29 protein-coding genes are annotated in these 25,385 nt (G+C 70.0%); 15 read left to right on the plus strand and 14 right to left on the minus strand.

The features are described 5' to 3' along the window. Positions 1-105: 105 nt before the first annotated feature. Genes QH948_RS02560 through idi form a run of 5 tightly spaced genes read right to left on the minus strand, consistent with a single transcriptional unit; the run spans position 106 to position 5,273 of the window. Complete coding sequence (locus QH948_RS02560) at positions 106-1,182, minus strand: cytochrome P450 (RefSeq protein WP_281145388.1); 1,077 nt, start codon at positions 1,180-1,182, stop codon at positions 106-108. Beyond that, positions 1,179-2,753 carry a phytoene desaturase family protein gene (gene crtI, locus QH948_RS02565; protein WP_281145389.1) on the minus strand — a complete coding sequence of 525 codons (1,575 nt, stop codon included), beginning with the start codon at positions 2,751-2,753 and terminating at the stop codon, positions 1,179-1,181. The genes QH948_RS02560 and crtI overlap by 4 nt, the downstream gene beginning before the upstream one ends. Next, positions 2,750-3,634: a phytoene/squalene synthase family protein gene (locus QH948_RS02570; protein ID WP_281145390.1), complete on the minus strand. Its 885-nt coding sequence runs from the start codon at positions 3,632-3,634 to the stop codon at positions 2,750-2,752. Before QH948_RS02570 ends, crtI begins: the two co-directional genes overlap by 4 nt. Beyond that, positions 3,631-4,707: a polyprenyl synthetase family protein gene (locus tag QH948_RS02575; RefSeq protein WP_281145391.1), complete on the minus strand. Its 1,077-nt coding sequence runs from the start codon at positions 4,705-4,707 to the stop codon at positions 3,631-3,633. Before QH948_RS02575 ends, QH948_RS02570 begins: the two co-directional genes overlap by 4 nt. Beyond that, positions 4,704-5,273 carry an isopentenyl-diphosphate Delta-isomerase gene (gene idi / locus QH948_RS02580; protein ID WP_281145392.1) on the minus strand — a complete coding sequence of 190 codons (570 nt, stop codon included), beginning with the start codon at positions 5,271-5,273 and terminating at the stop codon, positions 4,704-4,706. Before idi ends, QH948_RS02575 begins: the two co-directional genes overlap by 4 nt. 93 nt (positions 5,274-5,366) lie before the next feature. On the opposite strand from idi, the gene QH948_RS02585 reads away from it, so the two are divergent. Further along, positions 5,367-5,876 (plus strand): MarR family winged helix-turn-helix transcriptional regulator, encoded by a 510-nt coding sequence (locus QH948_RS02585; protein WP_281145393.1) that lies wholly within the window; start codon positions 5,367-5,369, stop codon positions 5,874-5,876. Here QH948_RS02585 and QH948_RS02590 read toward each other — a convergent pair. From QH948_RS02590 to QH948_RS02610, 5 genes are all read right to left on the minus strand, one after another. Further along, positions 5,815-7,374, minus strand: a complete 1,560-nt coding sequence (locus QH948_RS02590) for an FAD-dependent oxidoreductase (RefSeq protein ID WP_281146116.1) — start codon at positions 7,372-7,374, stop codon at positions 5,815-5,817. The two genes, QH948_RS02585 and QH948_RS02590, sit on opposite strands and share 62 nt — an antisense overlap. Then, a complete protein-coding gene (locus QH948_RS02595; protein ID WP_281145394.1) occupies positions 7,374-8,087 on the minus strand; it encodes a class I SAM-dependent methyltransferase in 714 nt (237 codons plus the stop codon). Before QH948_RS02595 ends, QH948_RS02590 begins: the two co-directional genes overlap by 1 nt. Continuing rightward, positions 8,077-8,397 (minus strand): lycopene cyclase domain-containing protein, encoded by a 321-nt coding sequence (locus QH948_RS02600; RefSeq protein ID WP_281145395.1) that lies wholly within the window; start codon positions 8,395-8,397, stop codon positions 8,077-8,079. Before QH948_RS02600 ends, QH948_RS02595 begins: the two co-directional genes overlap by 11 nt. Beyond that, on the minus strand, positions 8,390-8,800 hold the full coding sequence (locus tag QH948_RS02605; protein ID WP_281145396.1) for a lycopene cyclase domain-containing protein: 411 nt from the start codon (positions 8,798-8,800) through the stop codon (positions 8,390-8,392). Before QH948_RS02605 ends, QH948_RS02600 begins: the two co-directional genes overlap by 8 nt. Before the next feature lie 458 nt (positions 8,801-9,258). Then, the gene (locus QH948_RS02610) at positions 9,259-9,894 is read right to left on the minus strand and encodes a VOC family protein (RefSeq protein ID WP_281145397.1); all 636 of its coding nucleotides are present in this window, start codon (positions 9,892-9,894) and stop codon (positions 9,259-9,261) included. A gap of 110 nt (positions 9,895-10,004) precedes the next feature. Here QH948_RS02610 and QH948_RS02615 point away from each other — a divergent pair, with 110 nt between their 5' ends. The 14 genes from QH948_RS02615 (at position 10,005) to QH948_RS02680 (ending at position 22,455) form a co-directional block, all read left to right on the plus strand. Further along, complete coding sequence (locus QH948_RS02615; protein ID WP_281145398.1) at positions 10,005-10,808, plus strand: sugar phosphate isomerase/epimerase family protein; 804 nt, start codon at positions 10,005-10,007, stop codon at positions 10,806-10,808. A gap of 7 nt (positions 10,809-10,815) precedes the next feature. Then, the gene (locus tag QH948_RS02620) at positions 10,816-11,724 is read left to right on the plus strand and encodes a proline dehydrogenase family protein (protein ID WP_281145399.1); all 909 of its coding nucleotides are present in this window, start codon (positions 10,816-10,818) and stop codon (positions 11,722-11,724) included. Beyond that, entirely contained in the window at positions 11,721-12,509 is a 789-nt protein-coding gene (locus QH948_RS02625; protein ID WP_281145400.1) for a CPBP family intramembrane glutamic endopeptidase, read from the plus strand. The genes QH948_RS02620 and QH948_RS02625 overlap by 4 nt, the downstream gene beginning before the upstream one ends. Before the next feature lie 56 nt (positions 12,510-12,565). Beyond that, positions 12,566-13,585: an aspartate-semialdehyde dehydrogenase gene (locus tag QH948_RS02630; RefSeq protein WP_281145401.1), complete on the plus strand. Its 1,020-nt coding sequence runs from the start codon at positions 12,566-12,568 to the stop codon at positions 13,583-13,585. Then, a complete protein-coding gene (gene proC / locus QH948_RS02635) occupies positions 13,582-14,379 on the plus strand; it encodes a pyrroline-5-carboxylate reductase (protein ID WP_281145402.1) in 798 nt (265 codons plus the stop codon). Before QH948_RS02630 ends, proC begins: the two co-directional genes overlap by 4 nt. A gap of 150 nt (positions 14,380-14,529) precedes the next feature. Beyond that, the gene (locus QH948_RS02640) at positions 14,530-14,631 is read left to right on the plus strand and encodes a 30S ribosomal protein bS22 (protein ID WP_002550589.1); all 102 of its coding nucleotides are present in this window, start codon (positions 14,530-14,532) and stop codon (positions 14,629-14,631) included. 71 nt (positions 14,632-14,702) lie between these two features. Next, a complete protein-coding gene (locus QH948_RS02645; RefSeq protein WP_281146117.1) occupies positions 14,703-14,966 on the plus strand; it encodes a glutaredoxin family protein in 264 nt (87 codons plus the stop codon). Continuing rightward, positions 14,932-16,527, plus strand: a complete 1,596-nt coding sequence (locus tag QH948_RS02650; protein WP_281145403.1) for a uroporphyrinogen-III synthase — start codon at positions 14,932-14,934, stop codon at positions 16,525-16,527. Before QH948_RS02645 ends, QH948_RS02650 begins: the two co-directional genes overlap by 35 nt. 10 nt (positions 16,528-16,537) lie before the next feature. Beyond that, on the plus strand, positions 16,538-17,197 hold the full coding sequence (locus QH948_RS02655; RefSeq protein ID WP_281145404.1) for a histidine phosphatase family protein: 660 nt from the start codon (positions 16,538-16,540) through the stop codon (positions 17,195-17,197). After that, entirely contained in the window at positions 17,194-17,754 is a 561-nt protein-coding gene (locus tag QH948_RS02660; protein ID WP_281145405.1) for a TlpA family protein disulfide reductase, read from the plus strand. The genes QH948_RS02655 and QH948_RS02660 overlap by 4 nt, the downstream gene beginning before the upstream one ends. 41 nt (positions 17,755-17,795) lie before the next feature. Continuing rightward, on the plus strand, positions 17,796-18,506 hold the full coding sequence (locus QH948_RS02665; RefSeq protein ID WP_281146118.1) for a cytochrome c biogenesis CcdA family protein: 711 nt from the start codon (positions 17,796-17,798) through the stop codon (positions 18,504-18,506). Further along, complete coding sequence (resB, locus tag QH948_RS02670; protein WP_438874114.1) at positions 18,476-20,083, plus strand: cytochrome c biogenesis protein ResB; 1,608 nt, start codon at positions 18,476-18,478, stop codon at positions 20,081-20,083. The genes QH948_RS02665 and resB overlap by 31 nt, the downstream gene beginning before the upstream one ends. Next, a complete protein-coding gene (ccsB, locus tag QH948_RS02675) occupies positions 20,080-20,991 on the plus strand; it encodes a c-type cytochrome biogenesis protein CcsB (RefSeq protein ID WP_281145407.1) in 912 nt (303 codons plus the stop codon). The genes resB and ccsB overlap by 4 nt, the downstream gene beginning before the upstream one ends. 39 nt (positions 20,992-21,030) lie before the next feature. Beyond that, on the plus strand, positions 21,031-22,455 hold the full coding sequence (locus QH948_RS02680; RefSeq protein ID WP_281145408.1) for a GerMN domain-containing protein: 1,425 nt from the start codon (positions 21,031-21,033) through the stop codon (positions 22,453-22,455). A 6-nt stretch (positions 22,456-22,461) separates the two neighbouring features. Here the strand turns inward: QH948_RS02680 and QH948_RS02685 are convergent, their stop codons facing one another. The 4 genes from QH948_RS02685 to QH948_RS02700 all read right to left on the minus strand — a co-directional run bounded on the left by QH948_RS02685 (position 22,462) and on the right by QH948_RS02700 (position 25,204). Then, positions 22,462-23,223 (minus strand): SDR family NAD(P)-dependent oxidoreductase, encoded by a 762-nt coding sequence (locus QH948_RS02685; protein WP_281145409.1) that lies wholly within the window; start codon positions 23,221-23,223, stop codon positions 22,462-22,464. Between the two features lie 22 nt (positions 23,224-23,245). Beyond that, positions 23,246-23,971 carry a PIG-L deacetylase family protein gene (locus tag QH948_RS02690; RefSeq protein ID WP_281145410.1) on the minus strand — a complete coding sequence of 242 codons (726 nt, stop codon included), beginning with the start codon at positions 23,969-23,971 and terminating at the stop codon, positions 23,246-23,248. A 272-nt stretch (positions 23,972-24,243) separates the two neighbouring features. Continuing rightward, positions 24,244-24,906, minus strand: a complete 663-nt coding sequence (locus QH948_RS02695) for an IS30 family transposase (protein ID WP_348634939.1) — start codon at positions 24,904-24,906, stop codon at positions 24,244-24,246. Continuing rightward, complete coding sequence (locus QH948_RS02700) at positions 24,842-25,204, minus strand: helix-turn-helix domain-containing protein (RefSeq protein ID WP_281145412.1); 363 nt, start codon at positions 25,202-25,204, stop codon at positions 24,842-24,844. Before QH948_RS02700 ends, QH948_RS02695 begins: the two co-directional genes overlap by 65 nt. Between the last annotated feature and the right edge of the window lie 181 nt (positions 25,205-25,385).

Below are 25,385 nucleotides of genomic sequence, written 5' to 3' on the forward strand. Positions count from 1 at the left end.
GGTAGAGACTAGGCGAAGCCTCCGACAGAACCAGGAGTGGAGCCGGCCGGGCGCTCAGGCGGCACACGCCCTGGGCTGATCGCGGGCGAAGGCGTCGATGTGCCCTCAGGCCTCCAGCCGGACGTCGAACTCGCGCACCTGGTATCCGGCAACCAGGTCGTGCCACAGGATCCGCGGCGCGGTCACGGCGACGGGTCGGCGCCGCAGGAGGGCGGTGAGCAGGACCTCGGTCTCCATCATCGCGAGGTGTTGCCCGGGGCAGCGGTGGGGTCCGGCGCCGAAGCTCAGCCCGGCCTCCCCGGCCGCCCGCTCGGCGTCGTCGGCGTTGGTGGCGCCCACGTCGATGTCGACCAGCGTCCCGGGGGCCAGCTCGCCGGCACCGTCGACGGTGACCGGTTCCCTGACCCGCCGGTACAGGTGCTCGACGACGGGCTCGTCGCGGATGATCGCGTACAGCAGCGCGAGCCTCCCGGCGCGGTCCGCTTCGTCGTAGCGCTCCCTGAGCGCAGGGTCGTCGAGCAGTCGCCATAGGGCCAACGCGATGAACTCGCGCGTCGTGACCATGCCGGCCGTCCCGTAGGTGACGCACTCGACGAGGATGTCGGCGTCGGTGTAGCCGCGGTCGATCAGGTGGCTGACGACGTCTTCGCGCGGCGTCCGGCGTCGCGCCCGGACCGCGGGCGCGACGTCGGCGAGCTGGAACATCGCGATCGGGACCAGCCCGTTGAGCGCAGCCTGCGCCCACTGGCGTCGGGTGCGGCCGAGGTCGTCGCGGGTCATGTCGAGCGGTGGCTGCCGGAAGAAGGCCTCCAGCCGCCGCGACATCCCCGTCACAGACGACTCCGTCAGCCCGACGACCCGTCGGGTCACGTCGACGGCGTAGTGCAGCGCGAGCCGGTCCGCCCGGACGACAGCGCCCGCGGGGACGTCGTCGAGCCAGCGGGCGACGGCGTCGCGCATATGGCTCTCGTACCGTGCGCGCACGACGTCGCGCGTGAACAGCCGCCCCAGCGCCCTGCGCTGGTCGTCGTGCGTGTCGCCGTCGGAGATGAGCACGGGATGGTGTCGCAGGAAGCCGCGCGGGATGTACTCGGCGGTGAAACCCGCCTGCGTCACAGGGCCGCGCAGTACCTGGCGGGCTGCCCTCATCGTGGTCGCCGTCCAGACGGAGGCGCCGGTCATGCTTGGACGCCCGTCGGCCGCGGCAGGGGCCCGGCGGTGCGGTCCCCGCGCAGGTGCTTGAGCACGAGCTCGGCGCTGATCAGGCACATCGGCACCCCGACGCCGGGGCTGGTCGTGCCGCCGGCGTAGAACAGGTTCTCCACGCGCTTCGACCGGTTCCCGGCCCGGAACATGGCGCTCTGGCTGAGGATATGGGCCGGGCCGAGCATGCCGCCCATCCACGAGTTGTAGCTGTCCGCGAAGTCGCCTGGTCCGATCGTGTGACGCACGATGATGCGGTCGGCGAGGTCGTCGATCCCGGCCCAGGCCGCGATCCGCGCGATGGCGGCGTCGGCCGCGGCCTCGACGGCGGGGCTGCCGGTGCCGTCCGGGCCGCCGGAGCCGAGGGCAGGGTCGGCGGGCACGGGGACGAGGACGAAGAGGTTCTCGTGCCCGGGAGGGGCGACGTCCGGGTCCGTCGCGCTCGGCCGGCACACGTACATCGACGCGGGATCCGGCACATGCGGCGAGCGACCGAAGATGGCGTCGAAGTTGGCTCCCCAGTCGCGGGAGAAGAACAGACTGTGGTGGGGCAGCTGGGGCAGCTGACCCTCGACGCCCAGCAGGACGAGCACCGCGCCAGGACCGCTGGTGCGCCGCCGCCACCAGGACTCCGGGTAGGAGCGGGCGGCTGGGTCGAGCAGGCGTGTCTCGGTGTGGTGCAGGTCGGCAGCGGAGACGACGACGTCCGTCGCGCTCCGGCGAGGTGCCCCGTCGGTGTCACGCCAGGTGACGGCCTGCGCCCGGTGCCGGCGTCCGCCCGTCATGGTCTCGATGTGCGTCACCTTGGCGCCGGTGGTGATCCGCGCCCCGGCCCCGACGGCCAGGTCGTGGAGCCGGTTGACGAGCTCGTGGAAGCCGCCCATGGGGTAGGCGACACCGTCGCCGAGGTCGAGGGCGCTCATTAGGTGGTAGATCGCCGGCGCGTCGGCTGGGCTGGTGCCGAGGAATACCGCCGGGTAGCCGAGCGCCTGCCGGAGCACCGGGTCGGTGAAGCGCGCTGCGACGAAGGACTCCAGGCTGGTGCCGAGCAGCCGCGCCAGGCGAGGCGCCCGGCGCAGGATGTCGCCGTGCGTCAGCGTCGTCGGATCGGTGAACGGGTTGTAGAGGAAGTGGTCGGTGGCCAGCGCTGACGCCTCCCGGGCGGAGACGAGGTAGCGGCGCAGCTCTTCGGCCGAGCCGGGAGACCGCGCCTCGAAGGCCTCGAGCACCCGCTGCTCACCGAGCGGCACCGTGAACGGCTCGTCACCCCCGGGCTCGGGGAAGATGCGGTAGCCGGGGTCGAGGAGCCGCAGGTCGAGCTGCTCCTCGGTCGAGGTGCCCAGCAGCGCGAAGAAGCGGTCGAATACCTCGGGCATGAGGAACCAGGACGGGCCGGTGTCGAAGCGGAACCCGTCGCGGGTCAGCGAGCCGGCGCGGCCGCCGACCTCGTCGTTCCGCTCCAGCACCTCCACGTCGTGGCCCTCCGCGGCGAGCAGCGCGGCGGTGGCCAGGCCCGCGACCCCCGCCCCGATGACGACGGTGCGGGTCATCGCCCGGGCTCCAGTCGGGTTCGGAGCCAGGCCCTCGCGGCGAGCCACGCCTTGAGTGGGCCGGGCACGCGGACGCGGGAGTGGTAGAGGCGCTCGACGCCGGCTGCCTCGACCCGGTCGGTCAGCGCCGCGAACAGGTAGGCGGCGGCGCGGACGGCCGCCCGCGCGTCGCGGGGCAGTGCGGGGATGACGGCGGCCGCGGTCGCCAGCTCGCCGCGGATCGTGGCGACCCACCGGTCGACGTCGGCCTGGGTCAGCCGCGGCGCGTCCGCGAGGTAGTTCCGGCCGAGGCGGCCGGTGTCGTCGGCGAGGTCGCGGAGGAAGTTGACGTTCTGGAAGGCGGCACCGAGCGCGCTTGCGCCCTCATCCAACCGGCTGACCTGTTCGGGGCTGAGGTCCGAGGATCTGGTGAAGACCCGCAGGCACATCAGCCCGACGACCTCCGCGGAGCCGTGCACGTACTCGGCATGGGCGGCGTCGTCGTAGCCGACGCTCGCCCCCGCCGTGACGAGATCCGAGCGCATCGACGCGAAGAACGGGTCGACGAGTGGCCAGTCGATCCCGCACTCGTGCGCCGTCGAGGCGAAGGCGTGCACCACGAGGTCGCTGCTGTAGCCCGTGAGCAGCGCGCTGCGCGTCTCGTCGATCAGCCGGTCGAGGGCCGCGGCCTGTTGGGCGGGGTCGAGGTCGGCCTCCTCGGTCACCCCGTCGACCAGCTCGTCCGCGACCCGCACGAGCGCGTAGATGTTGCGGATGTGACGACGGTGCCGGGCGCCGAGGAGCCGCGTCGCCAGAGTGAACGAGGTCGAGTAGCTGTCGATGACCTCCGCCGCGGCGCGTTCGGCCGTCTCCGTGTACCGCTGCAGTGCGCCGGCGCTCATGAGCGGCGGTCCCGGAGCTGCTCTGCCAGCGAGCGGATCAGGTCCGCCGCGCGCGGCGGGACCGGCCCGTCGCTCAACAAGGTGCCGACCTCGGTGTAACGCTCGTCCACGAGCTGCTCGACGAAGGCCCGCGCCCCGCACTCGGACAGCAGGTGCGAGGCCAGAGCGCCCTGGGCCGGAGACAGGTCAGGGTTCCCCAGCAGCGGCTCGAGGCGCTGCCAGGCGTCGGTGTGGCGGGCGAACGCGATGATCGCGGTCTGCTTTCCCTCACGGAGGTCGGAGTAGCGGTCCTTGCCGTGCTCGCGGGCTATCCCGAAGGTCGAGAGCAGGTCGTCCTGCAGCTGAAAGGCCAGGCCGAGCTGCCTGCCGATGGCGGCAAGGGTCTCCTCCGTGGCTGTGGAGGCCCCCGCCAGCGTCGCCGCGACGCGCAGCGGCAGCTCGAAGGTGTAGGTCGCCGTCTTCCGGAGCGTGGTGCTGAGCACCCGAGGCAGCGCGCCCGACAGGATCCCGTCACCCATCGACACGTCGGCGTACTCGCCGGCGACGGTCTCGGTGATGGTGAAGTCGATCAGGTCGAGGATCCTGGTCCGCTGTGCCACGGGCAGGTCGACGCGGGCGACGAGCTGGTGCATGCCCGCCAGGACCAGGTCACCCATCAGGATCGCCCCGCTCCGCGCCCAATGCCCAGCGGCCTCGGGGTCGACGCCCGGGGGCGCGTCGGCGAGGAGTGCTCCGACCAGGTTCGGGCGTCCGCGGCGTTGCACGTCGCCGTCGATGACGTCGTCGTGGAGCAGGAACGCGAAGTGCAGCAGCTCGACGGCGGCCCCCAGGTCCAGGAGCTTCTCGTGCACGTCCGGATCCGGTATGTCGGAGAGAGCGTCGTACATGTCGATCAGCAGCACCGGCCTGACGAGTTTGCCGCCGAAGGCGCATTCGTAGGCCAGGTCCCACAGGTGTCGGAAGTGGCGGTCATAGGCGCCGGCATGCCGCGAGCGGGCGTCGAAGAAGGCCTCGAGGCGCTCCCCGACGGCCTGTCTCGTCGTGAGCGCCTCTTCGCGGGCCAGGGCGCTCACGTCTCGGACCTCGGGAGCAGCGAACCACGGGTCACGAGAGGGGGAAGCTGCATCCGGAGCCATGGGCTGAAGGCGAAGCCCGCGGCGTCGACGGCGGCCGCCAGGTCCACTGGGGCCACCCAGGCGATGTCCATCACCTCTGCCGGCTGGGGGGAGAGCGGCGAGGCGAGACGGGCCACGAACACCGGGCAGATCTCGTTCTCGACGATCCCTGTTGTGTCGACCGCGCGGTAGCGGAAGTCCGGCAGGGCAAGCCGGGGCTCCTCGACCCCGGCTCCTAGCTCCTCGCGGGCCCGTCGCGCCAAGGCATCGGTCAGGGACTCACCGGGTGCGGGATGGCCGCAGAAGCTGTTGGTCCAGACTCCCGGCCAGGTCCTCTTCGTCAGCGCCCTGCGGGTGACCAGCACTCTGCCCTGAGGATCAAGGAGGTAGCAGGAGAAGGCCAGATGCAAAGGCGTCGAGGTGTCGTGGACTTCGCTCTTGAGTGCGGTCCCGCTCGGCTGCCCGTCCTCGTGGAGGAGCACGACCACCTCATCGGTATCAGGGGGGGAACTGATCTTCTCCATTTCACTAGCCTAGCTAGCTACAAGCTCAGGTTGATACTCCCCAAGTGGTAATTTTCTCACGTGGCCAGTCGATTCGAGATCTACCGTCTGGGCGTGAGTGACCCCAGCGGAGTGCTCGTTGACAGAACGCAGCTGACCGCCGACGACGTCGCCCAGGTCGATGAGGTGATGATCGCGCTCGTGGAGCTTCGCGCCGCCGAGACGCGGCTGGCGGAAGAGTCCAGCCGCTACATGAAGCTCGGATCCACCGATATGCAGGCCATTCATTTCCTGATCGCCGGCCGACACAGGGGCCAGGATGTGACGGCGGGTGCGGTCGCGGCCCACCTCGAGATCTCGAGCGCGTCCACCACCAAGCTGCTCGACCGCCTTGAGCGGGCTGGGCACATCCATCGAGAGCCGCACCCGGCGGACAGGCGGTCCGTCGTGATCCGCCTTGCGGAGTCCACATACGCCTCGGCCATGGACACCGTCGGCCGGCAGCAGTCGCGTCGTGTCCACGCCGTCACGATGCTCACCCCCGAGGAGCGGGACGTCGTCGTCAGGTTCCTGCGGCAGATGGCCGCGGATCTCGCCGACTTCGACGGTTTCGGCGAAGGGTGAGCAAGCCCCGCATGGGCACGGTCCACACGTCCTGACCGGCCACTCCCCACCGGCCAAGCAGGTGGTTGGCCGCCTCGAAGCCCGTCGTCGCGGCGCGTTCCATGAGGGCGACAGGTAGCCCCGTGCGTACCCAGTCACCCGCCAACACCAGGGACTCGAACGGCGTGGAGACGCTGGGCCGGCGCGACCACCCCGTCGGGGGCATGACGGCGCAGTCGTCGCGGAGCAGTACCTCAGTCGAGGTGGCGGTCAGTCGTTCCGTCTCCGGGTAGATCCGGTGAAGCTGGTCGACGAGGTCGGCGACCAGGGCATCGAGTGCGGCGGGGTCCTGCAGAACCTCTGGTGGGCAGGCGTAGGCGTGCAACTCCACCACCGAGCCGCCGTGCGCGGCCGCCCACCGCGCGGCGCCGTCCTCGAAGCGCTCCAGCACGGTCACGTTGTCGAGGGGGCCGTAGCCGCTGGTGCCGACGAAGGCCTCGCGTCCGGCATCGACGGGGCCATCGAGCCACAGCCGCACGACGAGGAACGGCGGTGCGTTGCCAGTGGCGGCGGCGTCGGCGCGCCAGGCCTCGAGGCCCGCGGGTTCGGGCGAGGCCGACAGGCCGGCGATCAGGTCCCTGGCGGAGCGTGGGTCCGCGGCCAGCACGACGGCATCGCAGTCGACAGCCTCGCCGCCCGCGATCCTCACGTGCGCGCCCTCGTCGGTCAGCTCGATCGCCTCTGCGGAGGTGGTGGTGCGGACGTCGGCGCCGAGGTCGACGAGCAGGCGGCCCAGCGGTGCCCACAGGGCGGTGTCGTAGTCGTCGTCGGGAACGTCGAACAGCAGCCCTTCGGCGGACCCGACGAAGTACGTGTGGAACATGGCGACCAGTTCGCCGGCCGCGAAGTCGTGCGGGTCGGCGAAGAAGGACCTCGCGAACACCTCCAGCGCCAGGTCCCTGGCGCCGGGCGGGAAGCGCAGTCGGTCGAGGAACTCGGCCGCGGACTCACCCTCGTAGCGCAGGTACGTGTCGGGGAAGCCGACGCGCAGCAGCTCGAGGGCGGCGCCCACGTCGACGCGCGAGAGCGAGCGGGCGGTGAACGCGTCGGAGCGGACCACGAAGCCGAGCAGGCTCCAGGGGGGAGTGCGGGGGATGCCAGCGAAGGAGTCGCGGGTCCCGTCCGGCCGCTGGAGGGGATAGTCGTCGACCGGTATGAGCCGGGCGAGAGCCGGGTCGGTGCGACGCAGCAGCGAGCGCAGGTTGTAGTACTGACGGAAGAACGCGTGGAACCCGCGGCTCATGGTCCGGCCGTCGTCCAGGGGCCAGGCCGACACCCGGCCACCCAGCCGGTCTCCCGACTCCAGCAGGGTGACGTGGATCCCGCGCTCCGCGAGCACCGTTGCGGCGGCCAGCCCGGCGATGCCGCCGCCGACGACGCACACGTGGCGCTCGACCGTGCTGCGGTAGAGCCCCGCCGGGCCGGGGTGGCGGACGGCGCGCGGGTCGCGGCCCGGCATCACGGACGCACCGCCGCGAACGTGTGCAGGATGCCGCGCTGCCAGCCGCTGACGGTGCGGGTACGGACGTCGCGGAAGCCCGCGTCGGCGATGCGGTCCATGAACGCGGCGGGGGAGTCGAACCGTCGGGCGCTGCGCCACAGGTAGCGGTAGAGGTCAGGGTCGCGGTCGACCACCGAGCCCAGGGGGATGATGATCGACCAGGAGACGAGCGTCCAGCGCCGGTCAGCACCGGGGGAGCCTGCGACCGAGTACTCCTGTGTGATGAGGTGCCCGCCTGGTTTCAGCAGGCGCGCCACCTCGGCGAGCGCCCCGTCGCGCCCGGCCTCGGGGATGTTGCGGAACAGGTAGCTGGCGAACACGGCGTCCCAGCTGCCCTCGCCAAGTCGGGCGGTGTCCAGGTTTCCGACGCGGCCCTGTTCGAAGCTGACACCCGGAGGCCAGGTGTGCCGAGCAGCCTGGGCGAGCATGCCCCTGGACAGGTCGATGCCGTGGACGGTAGCCCCGGCGGGGAGGGCGTCGACCAGGGCCCGTGTCGAGGCTCCGGATCCGCAGGCGAGGTCCAGCACCCGTGGAGCGTCGACGTCGTGCAGCCGAGAGGCGAGTTCGGCGGCGGCGGAGCGCAGGTGTCGGTGGTAGCCGGGGTTGAGCGAGACCAGCAGGTCGTAGTGGTCGGCGCCATGGTCGAACCGTGCGCGCAGGTCATGCATCATCTCGAGCCTCCTTGCTGCCGAGTCGCAGCCATCCGAGCATCGTGCCCGTCACCATCGCGAAACCGAACCCGAAGTCCTCGATGGGGATGTCCCATGGGAACCGGATGCCGGAGAACTGGGTGGGGGAGTAGAGGACAATCGGGTCGCTCAGCTTGGTGAGCCACCCGTCGACCAGACACTGGAAGAAGAACACGATCGCCATGGCGGCCCAGTACTGGGCCGAACGGAAGATGCCGGTGCGTAACCAGGCGAGCTCCAGCGCGATCACCACCACTACGGCGACGACCGTGAGGACTGTGTACTCAGGCATCGGCCTTCTCCTCCTGTTCGCGGACGATTCCGTCGGGCCAGCGCCACCGCAGCCGGCCCGTGGATCGGATCAGCGCCGCGACGCGCCCCACGGCCTCGTAGGTCAGCAGCCCGCACAGCGGGATGACGAGGAAGAAGACGAGCTCCTCCAGCGGCATCACGCCCAGCATGATCCCCGTCGTGAAGCGGTCGGAGTAGCTCCAGTGCCCGCGCAGGATGCCGACGACATCCCAGACGATGAACACCACCAGCATCGGGGCCATAGCCAGCGCCAGCCGACGAGGGGAGCGGTAGACCCGCGCGCCGAGCACGAACTCCAGTGGCAGTGTGATCAGCACACACGCGCCCATGAGGATCAGGTACTGCCAGCCGTCCACCCCGACCTCCTCCGTAGTCAGCAGCACATTAGGGGTCGGGCGGGTCAGGTCGACTCGGAGCGGCCACAGGTGGACGGGGTGGGCTCGGGGCGCCGGTGATTTCCCTTCGCTTCGCTCAGGGCCCTTCGACAAGCTCAGGGAACCGGGGTGGGCTCGGGGAACCGGGGTGGGCGCAGGTGATCTCCCTTCGCTTCGCTCAGGGCCCTTCGACAAGCTCAGGGAACCGGGGTGGGCTCGGGGAACCGGGGTGGGCTCGGGGAACCGGGGTGGGCTCGGGGAACCGGTGATCTCCCTTCGCTTCGCTCAGGGCCCTTCGACAAGCTCAGGGAACCGGGGTGGGGTCAGGGAACCGGGGTGGGCTCAGGGAACCGGGGTGGGTGCAGGGAACCGGGGTGGCTGCAGGGAACCGGGGTGGGGAGAAGGGGGGCCGGGACGACGATGGCCGCGCACCACAGGGTGCGCGGCCATCGTCTGAGGTCTGTTCGTCAGATCGTGACGGTTCCCTTAGGGCATTCGAACGTGACGCTGCTGATTCCAGGGGTCCCGCGGGGGGAGACCAGGTCGAGCTTGACGCCGTCGAGTTCGGCACCGATCGGCTCACCGAGCCACTCGGACAGCCGGCTGGCGGAACCGGCAATCTGGATCTCGGTCAGGGTCGCGTCGCCCGAAAGGGCGGAGGGGCGCAGCGACGCGTCGCTCTTCCACTGCAGGAAGTACGGCAGCTGCGGGTCGGCGATCAGGCCGCGGATGCCGATCTGTGACCACTCGAGCCGGCGGCCGTCGGGAAACTGACGCGACCCGGGGACCGCGGAGCGGTTCAGGCGCTCTTCATAGGGGGTCAGGTCCGCGACGCTCACGACCCAGCCGAGCCAGCCGCCACCCATCTCCGAACGGGCCCTGACGGCCTGGCCGAACGCCGCCTTGTCGGACGCGGGGTGATCGAGGACCTCGACGACCTCGATGTAGCGACCGTCGGTCAGCGGGATGATGTGGTTGCGGGTGCCGAAGCGCGGGTGGAAGCCGCCGTCCTTGTACTCGGTTCCGAGCTCGTCAGCGAGCCGCTCGGCCTCCGCTTTGAGGCCGTCGGGACCAATGGCATAGATCAGATGGTCGACGTGCATGAGTCCATTCTGACCTCTGGCACTGAGAATCGACTAATCGGGAAGATGGCGCGGTCGGGGCGGCGCGCTCGCACGGCGGGCAGACAGGCTCGGCGGGTAGGGTTCGAGGTGTGAACGTCCCGCAGGTCCTGCTGTCGACCACTTCGGTCTTCCCCGAGGCCTCAACCAGCGCATTCGAGTTGTCCGCCTCTCTCGGCTACGACGGGGTGGAGCTCATGGTCGGCGTCGATTCCCTGAGCGTGGACATCGATGCCATCGCGAAACTGGCCGACTACCACGGAGTCCCCGTGCGGTCCGTGCACGCACCGACGTTGCTCGTCACGCAGGGAACCTGGGGCAACGACTCCTGGGAGAAGCTGCGCCGCTCCGGGGAGGCGGTCCGTCAGTTGGGCGGCGACGTGGTCGTCGTGCACCCGCCGTTTCGTTGGCAGCGCGACTACGGAAAGACCTTCGTCGACGGCATCGCGACCCTGAACGCGGACTTCGACGACGTGAAGTTCTGCGTAGAGAACATGTATCCGTGGCGCACGCCCGCCGGCAACATCCAGGCCTACCTGCCCGGCTGGGATCCCACCGACTTCGCGTACGAGCACCTGACCCTCGACCTCTCGCACGCCTCCACCTCGCAGCGGCAGTCCATGGACTTCGTTCACGCCTGGGGGTCGCGCCTCGCCCACGTCCACCTCACCGACGGCAAGGGCTCGCTGAAGGACGAACACCTCCTTCCCGGCGAGGGTGACCAGTCGGCCTGGGACGTGCTCGCGGAGATCTGCAGCCGCGGTTTCGAGGGCCATATCGTGCTGGAGGTCTCCACTCGGCGCGCACGCTCCCGAGCTGAACGCGAGGCCCTCCTCGGCGAGTCCCTGGAGAACATCCGGCGCACGATGTCGGCCGCCGTGCCGGAGAAGGGCTGAACCGCCCGTGACCAAGGTCAACCGTCCGCTGCGCCGCCTGATCCGCTCGCGCAGGGTGCGCCAGTCCGCGCTCGCCACCGGCGTGGCCCAGGACACCGCGGCCAGCTACATCGCCGGCCCCGATCTTGACGCTGCTTCGACGGTCGTCGAAAGACTCCGTCGGCAGGGTCTGGACGTGTCGCTGGCCTATCTCCCCGAGACGGACGAGGAGACGGAGTCGATCGCCGAGTTGCACAGGGCCCTTGAGTGGTTCGGTGACGGTGACCGCGGCATCGAGTTCTCCGTGAAGCCGTCGTCGTTGGGGCTGCGCGAGGACCCGGCCGCCGCGACGGAGGCGCTTCGAGAGCTGGCAACCGCCGCGCATGATCGCGGAGCCTTCCTCACCCTCGAGATGCAGGGCGCCGAGGCCTACGACGCGACGCTTGCCATGTGGCGCGACGTGCGCGAAGACGTCCCGACGCTCGGGATTACGCTGCCGGCCGAGATCCGACGCAGCGAACGGGAGGCTCTCACGCTGGCCCGCGAGGGAGCCCGCATCCGCATCTGCGTCGGCTCCTACCCCGTTCCGCGCGACCAGATCCATCGCCGGGAACAGGACAAGCTGCTGGCCTTCGTGCGGTGCCTGCGGATCGTGATGGAGAACGGCGGCTACGCGATGGTCGCCTCGCACGACGCCACCATCATCGCCATCACCCAGGAACTGGCCGGCCGCAGCAATGTCCCTGCCAACGGGTTCGAGTTCCAGATGCTGCAGGGCGTCAGGCCGCTGGAGCAGCGCAGACTGGTGGACGTCGGCTACCGCTGCCGCACCTACCTTCCCTACGGGCCCGCATGGTTCGAGTACCTGACCACCCGCATCGCGGCCCGCCCCCGCACGGCCTTCAACTACCTGCGGGCGCTGGCGGACAAGAGATGACCGCGGAGGTCGCCCCCGGGTACCGCAGGGTGCTGTGGGCCGAGATGGCCGTGGTCCTCATGGTCTCGCTCGGCCAGTCGGCCGTGTATGCGATCCTGTCGATCATCGAGAGGATGACCCGCGGCGTCTCGCTCGGCAGCCAGACCTCGACGATCAACTCGTCGGCCACCCCTGACAGGCCGTGGCTCGACCTGGCCTACCAGGTCGCTTACATGACCATGCCTCTGATGCCGGTGCTGCTGGCCTTCTACCTCCTCGCGGTACACCGTCGGCCTGAGGAGGGGCCGTTTCGCGTCATGGGCTTCGACCTGCGACGCCCCGGCTTCGACCTGGCCTGGGGGTTCGGGATCTTCGCGGGCATCGGCGCCGCCGGCCTGGCCTTCTACCTCACTGCCGTGGCCATCGGCATCAACACGCAGGTCAGCCCCGCGAACCTCGCCGAGAACTGGTGGACGGTGCCGGTTCTGATCCTCCTCGCGATCAAGAACGGCATCCTCGAGGAGGTGCTGATGATCGGCTTCCTCTTCACCCGCTGGTCCCAGACGGGCGGGCGGATGTGGGTCATCGTGGTCATCTCCTCGCTGATCCGTGGGGCCTACCACCTCTACCAGGGCTTCGGCGGATTCATCGGCAACGTCGTGATGGGGCTGGCCTTCGGCTGGCTGTTCCTGACGGTGCTGAAGCGACGCGTCATGCCGCTCGTGGTCACGCACTCGCTGCTCGACATCGTCTCGTTCCTCGGCGCCGGCCTGCTGCCGACGCTCATGTCGTGGATCGGCCGCTGACCGGACCCATGGACAGGGGCCGTGCCCCCTCGGGCCCCGCGCCGTAGGATGGCTCCATGCGTGTTGGTGTCTTTGGAGCGACCGGCCAGGTCGGCGGCGTGATGCGCCGTCTGCTGGACGAGCGCAACTACCCCGTCGATGAGATCCGTTACTTCGCCTCCTCCCGGTCCGCCGGGAAGAAGCTGCCGTGGAAGGACGGCGAGGTGGTCGTCGAGGACATCGCCACCGCCGATTTCGCAGGCCTGGACGTGGCGATCTTCTCCGCAGGCGGCGGCACCTCCAAGCAGTACGCCGAGAAGGTCGCAGCCGCGGGCGCGATCGTCGTCGACAACTCCAGCGCCTGGCGCATGGACGACCGGGTGCCGCTGGTCGTCGCCGAGGTGAACCCCGGCGACGTCGTCGACCCCGAGATCGGCATCATCGCCAACCCTAACTGCACCACCATGGCGGCCATGCCCGTGCTGAAGCCGCTGCACGACGCGGCGGGGCTCGTCGGCCTGCAGGTCACCACCTTCCAGGCCGTCTCCGGCTCCGGCGTCAAGGGCGTCGAGGCCCTCGCCACCCAGGTCGGCGAGATCGACGACCCGCGCGTGCTCGCGCTCGACGGCTCGGCCCTCCAGGTGGCCGACACGTCCCCGTACGTCGCGCCCATCGCCTTCAACGTGGTGCCGCTGGCCGGCAGCATCGTCGACGACGGTGACGGCGAGACCGACGAGGAGAAGAAGCTCCGCAACGAGTCGCGCAAGATCCTGCACATCCCCGGCCTTCCCGTCGCCGGGACCTGCGTCCGCGTGCCGGTGTTCTCCGGGCACTCGCTGAGCATCCACGCCCGCTTCGACCGGGCCATCACGCCCGACGAGGCACGCGAACTCCTCGCCGCGGCGCCCGGAGTCCAGCTGGCCGACGTCCCCACCCCGCTGATGGCGGCCGGCGCCGACCCGTCGTTCGTCGGCCGGATCCGGCAGGACCAGAGCGTCGCCGACGGCAGGGGTCTCGTGCTGTTCATCAGCAACGACAATCTCCGCAAGGGCGCCGCCCTCAACGCCATCCAGATCGCGGAACTGCTGGTCCGATGAAGCTGGCCATGGTCGGCGTCGGCTCGATGGGTGAGGCGCTGCTCGCGGGCTGGCTTGCCTCCGGCGTCGTCACGCCCGATGAGGTCGGCGTCGTGCAGCGCACCGCCGAGCGTGCCGCGCAGCTGGGGGAGAGGTACGGCGTCCCGGCCGTCAGCCTGCCCGAGGCCGCGGCGGCAGAGACCCTGGTCCTCGCCGTGAAGCCGCACCAGATGGGCGGCGTGCTGGAGCAGGTCGCAGGATCGCTGGGTCCCGACACGCTTGTCGTGTCCGTCGCGGCGGGCGTCACGCTCGCCGACCTCGAAGGTGCCCTGCCCGGCGCCGCCGTCATCCGCGTGATGCCGAACACACCCTCGCTCGTCGGGCACGGCATGGCCGGCATCATCGCGGGGACCTCGGCGGACGCCGCCCAGACCGGCCGGGTCGTCGACCTGATGCGTGCGGTGGGCGGTGCCATGATCACCGATGAGGCCCATCTGGACGCGCTCACCGCACTGTCGGGCTCCGGGCCGGCCTACCTCTACTACGTGGCCGAGGCCATGATCGAGGCCGGCGTCCACCAGGGCCTGCCGCGGGCACAGGCGACCGAGCTCGTGAACCAGACCTTCGTCGGCGCCGCCGCCATGCTCGACCAGGCGGGCGAGTCCGCCACCGTGCTGCGCGAGCGGGTCACGTCGCCGGGCGGCACCACGGCCGCCGCCCTGCGCGCGCTCGACGACCACGGGGTGCGCTCCGGGTTCCTGGCCGCGGTCGAGGCGTGCGCCCGGCGCAGCGCCGAGATGTCGCGTCGTGACTGACGCCCCCGCGCGGGTCGCCCCTGGGCGCCCAGCCGCGGGATTGGGCGATCGGTCGGCCGCGCGTTAGGATTTGACGTCTGACCAGTCTCATCTGGCCGACAAACGTGAACACCCGGGCGGCAGCAGCCGCCCGGCTATGAAAGGCGAACAGTGGGTTCTGTTATCAAGAAGCGTCGCAAGCGCATGGCGAAGAAGAAGCACCGCAAGCTGCTGAAGAAGACCCGTATTCAGCGCCGCCGCGCCGGCAAGTAGTGCCAACTCCCACCCGGGTCCAGCTGCTCACGCGGCACGGTTGCCACCTCTGTGTGGAGGCGGAGATCACCGTGCGTCGCGTCTGCGCGGACCTGGGTGTGGGTGTCAGCGTCGTGAACATCGACGACGACGAGCGGCTGCGCGACCGGTACACCGATCACGTGCCCGTGACGTTCGTCGATGACGAGCTACACGGATACTGGTTTGTTGACGAGAGCGCCTTACGAGAAGCTCTCACGTCGAGGCCGCGAATGCGCGACGATGTGTCCTCAGGCGTTGTCCCCTCAAGAAAGCTAGGACGTGACCGAGTCACTCGAACTGACCACCCCCGCTGACGAGGCGGGTCCCGATCAGACGATCGGCTCCGTGACCTTCGTCGGATCCGGCCCCGGGGGTCTCTCCCTGCTCACCATTTCGGGCGCCCGTGCGCTCAGCGTGGCAGACCTCGTGCTGGTCGACACCGACTCCGACCTCGAGGAGGTCAGGGCGATGATCCCGGCACACTCGACGGTCGAGGTGGCTGGCGTCGGAGAGGTCGCGAGGATCCTGGGGGCGGTCGCCGCCGGCCAGCGGGTCGTTCGGCTCGGACGCGGCGACTATTTCTCCGACGTCGATTCCAGCGGCGTGCTCGCCGAGGTGCTCGCCACGCACGGACTGCGCATCAACGTCATCCCCGGCATCAACAGGTGGGGTGCTGCGCTCAGCTTCGGAGGAGTGCACTTCGGTGACCAGTGCGCGGTGCTGGACGCGATGGTCGAGGTCCCGGACATTGAGCGGTGGCCCGCCGCCGACACGCTCATCCTTCGCACCTCCGGTGCCCTGGCCGCCCAGCTTGCCAGTGTCGCGGCCGAGAGGTTCGGGGCCGATGGCGAGACCCTGCGGATGGTCAACATGGGCAGCACGGCCCAGGTGAGCGAGCTCCTCACCTGGCGCGAGGTCTCGGCCAGCGAGCACTCCGAGGTCTACTTCATCGTCGGCCTCGGCATCGAGGACTCGCTGCGCGACCGGTACGGCTGGTTCGAGGGCAAGCCGCTGTTCGACTGGCGGGTCGTCACCCCGAGCACCAAGGACCCGCTGGACGCCCTCGTGGAGGAGCTCTCGCACTACGGGGCCTCCACCGAGATCGTCGCCACGATGTCCATTGAGCCGCCTCGTACGGAGCAGGCCATGGAGAAGGCGGTCCGCGGGCTGGTCGACGGGCGCTACCTGTGGCTCGTCTTCACCTCCCCCTACGCGGTCACCGCCATCGCGGAGCGCCTGAGCGAGTACGGGCTCGACTCCCGTGCGCTGTCGGGCATCATGCTCGCCGCCGTCGGCCGCGGCACCGTGGAGGCTCTCGCCCGGCTCGGCCTCGTCCCCGACCTGGTGCCGGTCGTCGAGAACACCACCGGCGCGCTCGCCAACGAGTTCCCGGCCTATGACGACCTGATCGATCCCCTGAACCGTGTGCTCGTGCCCAGCGCCGACGTGTCGGTCGAGCCGCTGCTCGTCGGCCTCGGCAAGCTCGGCTGGGAGGTCGAGGAGGTCACGGCGTACCGCACCGTGCGTGCTGCCCCGCCGGCCCCGGAGGTCCGCGACGACATCAAGACAGGCATGTTCGACGCCGTCGCCTTCACCTCCGCCACGGCCGTGCGCAACATGATCGGCATCGCGGGCAAGCCGCACGCCGCGACGGTCGTCGCGGCCATCGGTCCCGCGACCGCCGCCGCGTGCAAGATGCACGGCCTGCGCGTCGACGTGGTCGCCGACCAGCCCACGTTCGAGTCCCTGGCCGAGGGGCTGGCGGAGTTCGCCGACCGTCGCCGTGCCGAGCAGGTCGCGGCCGGCCTGCCGCCGACCAAGCCGTCGCAGCGCAAGCGCCGCAAGCGTCGCAAGGTCGTTGAAGCCGACGCGTAGGGTGAGTCGCGTGGTAGATGCGAGCATCGTGCACCTGCAGAGGCACGGACAGGTGGAGAACCCCGACGGCGTCCTGTACGGGCGGCTTCCCGGATTCGGGCTCTCCGAGCTCGGGCACGAGATGGCCGAGCGGATGGGCCAGTACTGGGCCGACGTCCCCCTGACCCACCTGCGCTGCTCTCCGTTGCAGCGCGCTCAGGAGACCATCGCTCCCACCGCAGCGCGGCACCCGGACCTGTCGATCACCACCGACGAGCGGGTCATCGAGGCCGCCAACGAGTTCGAGGGCATGATCTTCGGTCGCGACAACGCCGCACTCCGCGACCCCAGGATGTTCTGGGCCATGCGCAATCCGCTCCGACCCAGCTGGGGCGAGGCCTACGCGGACATCGCGAAGCGGATGCGCGCCGCGATCATCGACGCCGCCGCCGAGGCCGGTCCCGGCGGGCAGGCACTCGTCGTGAGCCACCAGCTCCCCATCTGGATCGCCCGCCGCTCCGCGGAGGGACGCAGCCACGTCCACGACCCCCGCCGCCGCCAGTGCACCCTGTGTTCGGTGACCTCGTTCACCGTTCGCGAGGGCGTCATCACCAGCGTCACCTATGCCGAGCCCGTCGTTGACCTGCTCCCGGTCTCGACGACGGGCCGCAAGTTCAGGGTCGGCACGTGAGGCGACGAATCGTCCTCACGGCCCTGGTGGCATTCGGCTCCCTGAGCGCATGCTCAGCGGCCACCGACGCGTCCGATGTCTCCGGGTTCACCGCGGGCGACGGTACCGTCACCATCGTCCCCGCGGACCAGCGCCTCGAGGCACCCGTGCTGGCGGGGGAGACGCTCGAGGGTGAGCCCATCTCCACCGCGGACTTCGCAGGCCGGGCCATCGTGCTGAACGTGTGGGGCTCCTGGTGCGCACCCTGCCGGGCTGAGGCCCCCGACCTGGTGGCCGCCTCCGAGCAGCTGGGCGACGACGTCGCCTTCCTCGGGGTCAACACCCGCGACCTCGACACCGCGCCCGCGCTCGCCTTCGAGCGATCCTTCGGGCTGACCTACCCCAGCATCTACGACCCCGACGGTGAGCTGCTGCTCGGCTTCGGGCAGCTGCCGCCCAAGGCGATCCCGAGCACCCTGGTGGTCGATCCTGAGGGGCGGATCGCCGCGCGCGTGCTCGGCACCGTCGACACGTCGACGCTGGTGGGGATCGTCGGCGACGTGGTGGCCGACTCGTGATCGGGCTCGAGAGCTGGGTCGGCGACGCGCTGACGAGCTCGATGCTGGTCGCGATACCCGTCGCCATGCTGGCGGGGGTCGTGTCCTTCGTGTCGCCGTGCGTGCTTCCCCTGCTGCCCGGCTACCTCAGCTACGCGTCCGGCTTGGGCGCCGCCGAGATCGCCAGCGGGGAGGGGCCACGCAGGCTGCTGATCGGCGGGTCTCTCGGTTTCGTGCTGGGGTTCAGCGTCGTGTTCGTGCTCACGGGCGCCGCGATCGGCGGCCTCGGGACGCTGCTGCTCGGCAACGCCCGCATCATCACGGTGGTCCTCGGGTTGCTGATCATCGTGCTGGGCGCCGCCTTCGCCGGCTGGCTCCCCGTCCCCTCCTTCTGGCGGCCCGCCGTCGCCCCCCGGCTGGGAGTGTGGGCATCGCCGCTGCTCGGCATGGTGTTCGGCCTCGGCTGGACCCCCTGCATCGGGCCGGCGCTGTCCGTCGTGCTGACACTCGCGCTCAACGAGGGCTCCGCCGTGCGCGGGGGAGTCCTCGCCTTCGCCTACGCCCTCGGCCTGGGGATCCCGTTCCTGGCGTTCGCAGCGGCATTCACGGCCCTGGCACCCAGGCTCGACTGGCTGCGCCGCCACCAGGTGCTGATCCAGCGCATCGGTGGAGTCGCGATGATCGTCGTCGGGGTGGCCATGGTCACCGGTCTGTGGGACACCCTGACCGCAGCGCTGCGCCAGTGGGCCGCGAGCTTCGGGACGATCCTGTGACCGCGCCGGTGCGCCGGCCGCGGCGACGACCCGGCCTCGAGTTCCTGCGCTGGGCCTGGGGCCAGCTGACCAGCATGCGCACCGCACTGCTGCTCCTCTTCCTCCTCGCACTGGCCGCCATCCCCGGCTCGATGATCCCGCAGGAGGGCACCTCGGCGATCTCGGTCATCGACTTCAAGGAGAAGTACCCCGGCTGGGACGCGGTCCTCGAACCGCTCGGGATGTACCACGTCTACACGTCGCCGGGGTTCTCAGCCATCTACCTGCTGCTGTTCATCTCGCTGGTCGGCTGCATCATCCCCCGCGTGACCAAGTACGCACGCTCGGTTCGCAAGCCCCCGCCTGCCCTGCCCGCCCGGATCGACAGGCTGCCCGAGACCCGCTCAGCCGCCTACTCCGGCCCGACCGACGAGGCCCTCGACCGGGCAGAGAAATTCCTGCGCGGCAGGCGCTACCGCGTCGCACGCGCGGAAGCCGGCCTCAGCGCGGAGCGCGGCTATCTCCGTGAGGCCGGCAACCTGGTCTTCCACGTCAGCCTGCTCGCCGTCCTGTTCGGGCTGGCCTGGTCCAACCTGTGGGGATACCACGGCACGGCAGTCGTGGTGGAGGGACGCGGCTTCGCCAACGTGCTCACGCAGTATGACGACTTCACCAGCGGCGCGGCAGTCGACACCGACTCCCTCGAGGCCTTCTCACTGCAGGTCAACAGCTTCGTCGCGGAGTTCGAGACCGGCGACGTGCAGACCGGCGCCGCCCGCAAGTTCGAGGCTTCCCTCACGGTCACGGACGCCGACGGCACCCGCGACGAGACCCTGACGGTCAACGAGCCGATCATGACGGCCGGCGGCACCCAGGTGAACCTGCTGGGCCACGGTTACGCCGCCTCGTTCACGGTGCGCGACGGCGACGGCAACGTGGCATTCTCCGGCCCGGTGGTGTTCCTCCCGCAGGACGGCAACTACACCTCCTACGGCGTCATCAAGGTGCCGGACGCCCGCCCCTCCCGGCTCGCTTTCGAGGCCTACTTCTTCCCGACGGCGGCCATCGACGAGGTCGGAGGCCCGTACTCGTCCTTCCCGGACGCGTTGAATCCTCAGGTCTGGCTCAATGCCTGGTATGGGGAGCCGAAGGAGGAGACCGGAGCCCCCGAATCGGTCTACGCACTCGACACGACGGGCCTGCAGCCGGTGCTCGCCGACGACGAGGAGCCGCTGCGCGCGCAGATGGCCGTCGGAGCCGGATTCACGTTGCCCGATGATCTGGGCTCCATCACCTTCGACGGGTGGGAGCGATGGGTGAAGCTCCAGGTCAGCGACACCCCCGGTAACGCGATGACGCTCGCCTCGATCCTGATCGGGCTGATCGGTCTCAGTCTCAGCCTCAGCATCCGGCCGCGGCGCCTCTTCATCCGCGTCGCCGAAGGCATGGTGCTGACGGGGGGCCTCGACAGGGCCGACGCCGCCTCCGGACTCGAGGACGAGGTCGCCGCGCTGCTGGCGGCAGCGGCAGACTCCGCACCGACAGGGCACAATGGGGACGCCCCTGAGCCCGAGACCCACGAGGAGCCGCCCGCATGAGCCTGTCGGAATGGTCCTACACCGCGATGGTGACGGCCGCCGTCGTCTACACGGTTGCGCTCATCATGCACGCCCTCGAGTGGTCGACGGCGCGCGGGCTCGCTGCGCTCCGCCCCGAGGACGGCAGCGAGGACCGCGCTCGCATCCGGGTCGACTTCTTCGGCCGGCTCGGGCTCATGATCACCGTGCTCGGCGCAGCGCTCCAGGCAACCGCCGTGGTGCTCCGGGGGGTCGCGGCGCAGCGGGCCCCGTGGGGCAACATGTACGAGTTCGTGTCGGCTGCGCTGCTCTTCGCCGTGATCGTGTACCTGGTACTGGCCCTGCGGTTCGGGATGCGCTGGCTCGGCGTCGGCGTCACGCTGGTGCTCAGCGTAGGTCTCGGCCTCGCTGTCACCGAGTTCTACGTCGATGTGGCCCCCCTGGTGCCCGCTCTGCACAGCGTCTGGTTCATCATCCACATCGTCGCGGCGTGCATCTCCGCCGCCGCGTTCAACATCGGTGCGATCGCCGCGATCATGTACCTGATCCGGGACCACGCCGAGCGCAAGGCGCACGAGGCGGGGACGGGGCTCGTCGGGTACCTGGCGAAGCTGCCCACCTCAAGGCGGCTCGACCTGATCTCCTACCGGCTGCACGCGTTCGCCGTCCCGATCTGGACGTTCACGATCGTCGCCGGCGCCATCTGGGCCCAGTACGCGTGGGGCCGTTTCTGGAACTGGGACCCCAAGGAGACCTGGTCCCTGATCACGTGGCTCGTCTACGTCGGCTACCTGCACGCCCGCGCGACCGCGGGCTGGCGCGGGCGCCGCGTCGCCATCGTCGCCGTGGTGGGCGTCATCACGTTCTGGTTCAACTTCATCGGCGTCAACCTGCTGTTCAGTGGGCTGCACTCCTACTCCGGGATCTGATCGCAAGACATGACCGCCGAGGAATCACCAGACTGGCTGGTGAAGCTGTACGAGGAGCAGGGGATCACCCTGCACCGCCTCGTCGTGCTACTCGGCGTCGAGGACGCGTCCGGGCGGATCGTGCGCAGCGCGATGCTGGCTCTGCATCGCCGCGGCAACCGTCTGATCGATCCGGGCGAGCGGGTCGAGTTCATGCAGGAGCACGCGGTGCACCTGGCCAGAGCATCCCGGACGGTGACGTCGCAGCTGACCCTGCCGGCCGTCGTGGAGCCACGCCAGAACGACATCCTCCGCGGCATCGCGTCCCTGCCCCCGCGGATGGCGGAGATCCTCGTCGTCAGCCATTACCTGTCGGTGTTCGGCCCAGAGCTGGCCGCCATCATGCGCATGTCGGTGCGCGGCTGCAACCAGAAGCTCGAGATCTCCCTGGAGACGCTGCGGGCCAAGGTGGGTGCCGCCGCGGCAGGAGGGCAGCCCGGCTCACTCGAGTCCTTCTCGCAGGAGGTGACCGCCGCTCTGAGAGCCTCCGCGCGTCAGGTCCAGGCGCCCGGCACGGTGACGCTGGAGGGAGAGTTGGCGCAGCTCAGCGGCCAGTACCGGAGGCATCTGGCCCCGCGGTTCGTGGTGCTGCTGACGATCATCGCGATCCTGCTCGGTCTCCTGCTCGCCGTCCTCACCCGGCCGCAGCCCACGCCCGCGGTGCTCTCGCAGCCCACGGCCAGCTCCGCCCCCAGCGTCACCTCCTCGCGGACCCTGCCGGCCCAGGTCCGCAACATCGCCGTGTACTACGTGGGGCGCTCCGACGGGCTGCTCCACCGCGAGCTGCGCGACCTGCCGAGCGCCGAGAACCTGCTGAACTCCGTTGTCGAGGCCGTCCTGACGCTCGTCCCGCTCGACCCCGACTACCGCTCGTCGTGGGGTCCCGGGCAGGTCCTGAGCGTCGAGAGTGCCGGCGACACGGTCACGATCGACCTGAGTGCCGAGGCCTACGCGGAGCTCACCACCGATGAACTCGCCGTGCAGGCGCGCAACCAGATGGTGTTCTCCGTCAACGCGCTGGTCGGGGATGCCGACAACGCCGTGTTCTTCCTGCAGGACGGCGCGGCCCCGCCCGATACCTTCGCGTCGGAGGAGGGGTACACGTCGCGCAACGCAGGCGTCCTCGCTCCCCTCCAGATCAGCACGCCGCGCAACCAGGCCCAGCTCTCCGTCGGCCGGACGAGCATCACGGGCACCATCCGCGTCGGCGCATCGGAGCCCATCGTGCAGGTGACCGACGTGGATTCTGGCGCGGTGCTCGCGACGCTCGAGGCGGAGCTCACGGGAACAGTGAGCGATGATGGCCAGAAGGGCTGGGCCACGGCGGTCAGCCTGGGGGCGGGCAACTACGAGGTGCGCGTCACGACGTCGTGGGGGGCGCCGCCGGTCGAGTTCCTGGAGAACAAGTCGATCAAGATCGCCTGAGCCGGGTCAGCGGCTGACGATCCCCCGGGAGATCAGCGTCTGCAGCCGCACCGGTGCCAGCCCGGCGGTCAACGCCAGCCCCCAGTTGCCCAGCCCGTCGACGGTGTAGGGCCGGTGTCGCTTCAGACCGATCCAGGCCGTGTCGACGACCTGCTCCGGCGTGCGGCGACGCCCCATCACCTCCGAGTTGCCCGCGTTGGCGAAGAAGGAGGTCTGAGTCGGGCCGGGGCACAGAGCGATCGCCCGCACCCCCGTGGCGTGCAGTTCGTCCCACAGAGCGCAGCTGAACCGCAGCACGTAGGCCTTCGCGGCGGCGTAGACGGCCATGCCGGGGATCGGCTGGAAGGCCGCCGTCGACGCGACGTTCACGATAGCCCCGCGACCCCGTGACACCATGCCCGGAGCGACCGCGCGGCTCAGTTCGGTCAACGCGACGACGTCGAGCTCCAGCTCCTGCGTCACCCTGGCCGGGTCGATTTCGGCGAAATCGCCAAGCGTCCCGAAGCCGGCGTTGTTGATCAGGTGGCTGACGGGGGTCCGCGAGACCTCCTCGACGAAGCCTGCGCGGCCGTCCGGGGAGCTGAGGTCGACCGGCGACACGCGTGTGCGGACGCCGTGCCGGCTGCGCAGGTCGGCGGCGACCTGCTCGAGTCTGTCCTCGCTGCGCGCCGCCAGCACGATGTTCGCGCCCTCCGACGCGAGCCGGTGCGCGAACGCTACGCCGAGCCCGGAGGAGGCTCCGGTCACCACTGCCCAGGTTGAATCCATGGGCGTCAGCCTAGCCCCCCGGCTACAGGTCGAAGACGTGCATCAGCAGGCCGTGGGAGGCGTCCATCGCCTTCCCCTGCTGGGCGAGCATGTCGGGGATGAAGTCGGCCGGGGCCGGGTGGTCGGGCAGGTCCGCGAGGTAGGCCTCGTGCCGGCTCAGCGACGCGACCGCGGCGGCGACGTCGTCGTCGGTCAGCGGCACGCCGTGCGTCGGCTCCTTGTGCCCGTAGACGAGCAGGCGGTCGACGTGCCACTTCGGCAGCCCCTCACGTTCAGCCAGCTCGGGGTGCACCCATGTGTTGTCCGCGTCGCGGAGGGCGTCAAGGGCGGCGAGCCCGGCGACGCGATGGTCGGCCTGGTTGAGCCCCCAACCGACCTCGATCTCCCAGGACCCGACGGCGACCACGTCGGGCCGGAACTCACGGATCCTGCGAGCGATGTCGCGGCGCAGGTCGAGCGAGTAGACGAGCATCCCGTCGGGATGATCGAGGATCGTCAGGTCGTCGACGCCGACCTCGGCGCACGCGGCAGCCTGCTCCCTCGCCCGCTGCGGTCCGACGTCGCCCGGGGGAATCTGCATGCCGGCCTCGCCGGAGGTCAGCAGCAGGTAGGCCACCGTCGCTCCCTGCCGCACCCACCGGTGCACGCACGCCGACAGGCCGTACTCCACGTCGTCGGGATGCGCGACTACGCACAGCACCCGCCGGAATCCCTCGTCGTCCAACTGCTGCACGCTCAGGTCAGTCATGGGGAAAGACTAGGCGCGCGAGGGTGCCGCGGGAGGGTGCCGCTTGCGTCCCACTGGCAAGTGTTCTTTGCCGCGGGAGGGTGCCGCGGGAGGGTGCCGGCGGAGGCGTCAGCGGGCGACCCGTTGCCGCTAGGCAGCCAGGGCCAGGGTCGTCGGGGCGACGGGCAGGAGCGCCACGCACCCGTGTGTAGGTGAGGACCAGCTCCCGCGCCCGGCTCGCGATTCCCGCGCACAACCATGCCTATTTCGGGGGCGCTGTGCGCATGGCGGTGTCAAGGGGTGAGTGCAACGTGGTTCTGGTTGAGGCGTTCGGCTGGGGTGTCCCAGTCGAGGGTCTGTCGGGGTCTGATGTTGAGGAGGTACTGGGCTTCTGCGACCTGGTCGTCGGTGATGGTGGCGAAGTCGGTGCCTTTGGGGAAGAAGTCGCGGATCAGGCCGTTGGTGTTCTCGTTCGATCCTCGCTGCCAGGGCGAGTGAGGATCACAGAAGAACACCTTGGTGTCGGTGGCCATCGTGAATCGGGCATGTTCTGCCATCTCGGAGCCCTGGTCCCAGGTCAGGGTCTTGCGGAGCTCGGCGGGGATGCTGGCTGCCATCTCGATGAGTTGATCAGTCACGGTGGTGGAGCCGTGATCGTCGGGGAGTCGACGGATCAGGGTGAAGCGGCTGGTGCGTTCGACCAGGGTGATCAACGCGGTCTTGTGGCGCTCGCCCAGGACGAGGTCTCCTTCCCAGTGACCCGGCAGCGCCCGGTCGGCGACCTCAGCGGGTCGTTTCGACAACTCGTGTCCGACTAGCCAGGGACGGGTGCTCGCGGCGGGGAGTTTCGATTGCGGGATCCGTTGCCGCCGCCCCGACCGGAGGGCCTTGTCAACGTTCGTCACGCAACGTTCCGCGTCCTTGGACGTAGAGGGCCTGGTAGATCGTCTCAGCACTCACCCTCATAGTGTGATCGTCGGGGAACCTGCGTCGCAGGGCCTCGGAACTCTGCCGAGGCGAGAACCTGTGGTTCAGGCAGTCGATGACCTGCGCGCGCAGCAGCAGGTTCGACTCCAGGCAGCGTGATTTCGGACGGGCCCGGGCCCTGTCGGCAGCCTGTTGGGCCGAACGGGCCAGGTAGCGACCCTCGACGCTGTAGCGGTCGATCTCCCGGCCGATCGTCGAGCGATGGACCCCGACCACGGCCGCGATCTCCGAGCGGTTGTAGCCCTGGAGGAGCATCACCTCGATCACGACCCGGTGATGCTCGTCCAGCCTGGACCCATGCCCACGATGCACCACTGGAACGATCTCGGCCGGCATCTGGCGGGGCAACGCCCCGCATCGGCGACCACGCGTCAACGTCATACCCGCGATCTTCGCCCACCGACCGATCGTATGGGGGTTCCTCCCGAGCTCTCTGGCCACCCGGACC

The sequence above is a fragment of the Tessaracoccus lacteus genome, assembly GCF_029917005.1.
Classification (GTDB): Bacteria; Actinomycetota; Actinomycetes; order Propionibacteriales; family Propionibacteriaceae; genus Arachnia; species Arachnia lactea.

What these genes read in the sequence shown, in the direction of transcription:
- QH948_RS02560 (WP_281145388.1), bottom strand. Translation starts at nt 1,182, where the DNA reads ATGACCGGCGCCTCCGTCTGGACGGCGACCACGATGAGGGCAGCCCGC.
- crtI (WP_281145389.1), bottom strand. Translation starts at nt 2,753, where the DNA reads ATGACCCGCACCGTCGTCATCGGGGCGGGGGTCGCGGGCCTGGCCACC.
- QH948_RS02570 (WP_281145390.1), bottom strand. Translation starts at nt 3,634, where the DNA reads ATGAGCGCCGGCGCACTGCAGCGGTACACGGAGACGGCCGAACGCGCC.
- idi (WP_281145392.1), bottom strand. Translation starts at nt 5,273, where the DNA reads ATGGAGAAGATCAGTTCCCCCCCTGATACCGATGAGGTGGTCGTGCTC.
- QH948_RS02590 (WP_281146116.1), bottom strand. Translation starts at nt 7,374, where the DNA reads ATGCCGGGCCGCGACCCGCGCGCCGTCCGCCACCCCGGCCCGGCGGGG.
- QH948_RS02595 (WP_281145394.1), bottom strand. Translation starts at nt 8,087, where the DNA reads ATGATGCATGACCTGCGCGCACGGTTCGACCATGGCGCCGACCACTAC.
- QH948_RS02600 (WP_281145395.1), bottom strand. Translation starts at nt 8,397, where the DNA reads ATGCCTGAGTACACAGTCCTCACGGTCGTCGCCGTAGTGGTGGTGATC.
- QH948_RS02610 (WP_281145397.1), bottom strand. Translation starts at nt 9,894, where the DNA reads ATGCACGTCGACCATCTGATCTATGCCATTGGTCCCGACGGCCTCAAA.
- QH948_RS02625 (WP_281145400.1), top strand. Translation starts at nt 11,721, where the DNA reads ATGACCGCGGAGGTCGCCCCCGGGTACCGCAGGGTGCTGTGGGCCGAG.
- QH948_RS02630 (WP_281145401.1), top strand. Translation starts at nt 12,566, where the DNA reads ATGCGTGTTGGTGTCTTTGGAGCGACCGGCCAGGTCGGCGGCGTGATG.
- proC (WP_281145402.1), top strand. Translation starts at nt 13,582, where the DNA reads ATGAAGCTGGCCATGGTCGGCGTCGGCTCGATGGGTGAGGCGCTGCTC.
- QH948_RS02665 (WP_281146118.1), top strand. Translation starts at nt 17,796, where the DNA reads ATGCTGGTCGCGATACCCGTCGCCATGCTGGCGGGGGTCGTGTCCTTC.
- ccsB (WP_281145407.1), top strand. Translation starts at nt 20,080, where the DNA reads ATGAGCCTGTCGGAATGGTCCTACACCGCGATGGTGACGGCCGCCGTC.
- QH948_RS02685 (WP_281145409.1), bottom strand. Translation starts at nt 23,223, where the DNA reads ATGGATTCAACCTGGGCAGTGGTGACCGGAGCCTCCTCCGGGCTCGGC.
- QH948_RS02690 (WP_281145410.1), bottom strand. Translation starts at nt 23,971, where the DNA reads ATGACTGACCTGAGCGTGCAGCAGTTGGACGACGAGGGATTCCGGCGG.